Consider the following 1,663-nt stretch of genomic DNA (forward strand, 5'->3'; position numbering starts at 1 on the left):
GGACAAAGAAGATATGGGGAGAAGCGCGAGTACTTATGGTGTTCACCAGCAATACTTCTGCCTTCCCCACCCCCGCTGGTGTTTTCCCCCCCCCCCCCCCCCTCCCCCCTCCTACAGGTCGATTATGGGGACAGGCGACAGCCCTGATGTTCGCCAATCCACACCGCACTGTTGCTGCGCCCCATGCCGCTGACGGTGATGCGCTTGCTCGTGGCGTCATCGGTAAAGCCGCTGGTGGGCAGCCACTGCTTCACGTAGCCGCGGCAGTACTCGGCGTCGTTGTTCATCACATAGCGGCACGAACAATATTCCTTGGCGGTGTAGGCGCTGATGATGTCGGGGAATGCCCACAGCGCGACTCGTTCGTGCCAGATCCAGCCGAGCAAGGCGATCAGCAGTAACGACAGAACACGGCTAAACCGTCGGCGCTTCATGGCTGCACCGTCCCGGCAAAGGCCTTGAGGGCGAGTTTGAGTAACTCGTTGTGGCGGTAGCTGCCATCGCGATCATCGCCATAACGGACGATCACCAGCTTTTCGCTGGGGATCACGTACATCGCTTGCCCCCAATGCCCCAGCGCGGCAAAGGTATCGATGGGGGCATCGGGCCAGGGTTTTGCAGCACCGTCCGCAGTCCGATTGAGCCACCAATGACCACCCGGCACAGCATCATCCTGGTTGTCCCGATAACGAGCGAACGGCTCGCGATTGAACGCGACCCAGTCCCTGGGCAGCAATTGCCGCTCACCCCAACGACCATCGCGGGCCATCAACAGGCCGATGCGGGCCAGGTCCCGCGCGGTGAGATAGGCATAGGACGAGGCGACGAAGGTGCCCGTGGCGTCGGTTTCCCAGACGGCATGGCGGATGCCCAGGGGTTCGAACAAGGCAGTCCACGGATAGTCCCCGTAGCGCTGCGGACCGACGATGGTTTTCAGCGTGGCGGACAACAGATTGCTGTCACCGCTGGAATAACGAAACGCCTGCCCCGGCGCGGCATAGCTGGCGTGATCGGCGGTGAACGTGGCCATGTCCGGGTGACCACGGGTGTAGAGCATGGCCACCACCGAGGACTTCAATGGGGCGTATTCGTAGTCTTCCTGCCAGTCCAGGCCCGAGGCCCAGTGCAGCAAATCGGCCAGGGTCATGTCCGGGTGTTTTTGCAGCGGCGGATAGTATTTGGCGGCCGGGTCCTGAAGCTTGAAGCGACCTTCGCCATAGGCCACATCGAGGACCGTGGCCATCAGGCTCTTGCTGATCGACCAGGTCAGGTGCGGGGTGTCGGCACGGGTCGGGCCAGCGTAGCGTTCGTAGATCAATTGACCGTCGCGGATCACCAGCAAGGCGTCGGTGCGGATGCCTTTGCGAGTGGTGTCATCGCGGGGTGGGAAGGCGTAGGCCTCAAGTGCTTTAACTGCCGGCCCGGCGATGGTCGAACCGTTCTGCCATTGTTCGGCGGGCCAGATTTCGGCGTAAGCCGAGAGGCTGAACAGCAGCATGAAAAGCAGGGGCAAGCCTTTGAACATGGCGTGGGCTCATGGGGATTAACCCGCTGAGCCTAGTCGAGGTTGATGACAATTCCGGGATTTGTGTTGTCAGTAACATCGTCTTCGCGAGCAGGCTCGCTCCCACATTTGAAATGCATTCACCTGTGGGAGCGAGCC

At 61.2% G+C, this 1,663-nt stretch carries 2 protein-coding genes; both read right to left on the reverse strand.

All coding sequences use genetic code 11. From position 1 onward, the window contains the following. Nucleotides 1-122: 122 nt before the first annotated feature. A complete protein-coding gene (locus ACSFE6_RS31455) occupies nt 123-434 on the reverse strand; it encodes an amidase (protein WP_435431259.1) in 312 nt (103 codons plus the stop codon). Then, the gene (locus ACSFE6_RS31460) at nt 431-1,525 is read right to left on the reverse strand and encodes a serine hydrolase domain-containing protein (RefSeq protein WP_435431260.1); all 1,095 of its coding nucleotides are present in this window, start codon (nt 1,523-1,525) and stop codon (nt 431-433) included. Before ACSFE6_RS31460 ends, ACSFE6_RS31455 begins: the two co-directional genes overlap by 4 nt. Nucleotides 1,526-1,663 lie beyond the last annotated feature (138 nt).

The sequence above is a fragment of the Pseudomonas baetica genome (assembly GCF_051216495.1).
GTDB classification, from domain to species: Bacteria; Pseudomonadota; Gammaproteobacteria; order Pseudomonadales; family Pseudomonadaceae; genus Aquipseudomonas; species Aquipseudomonas baetica_B.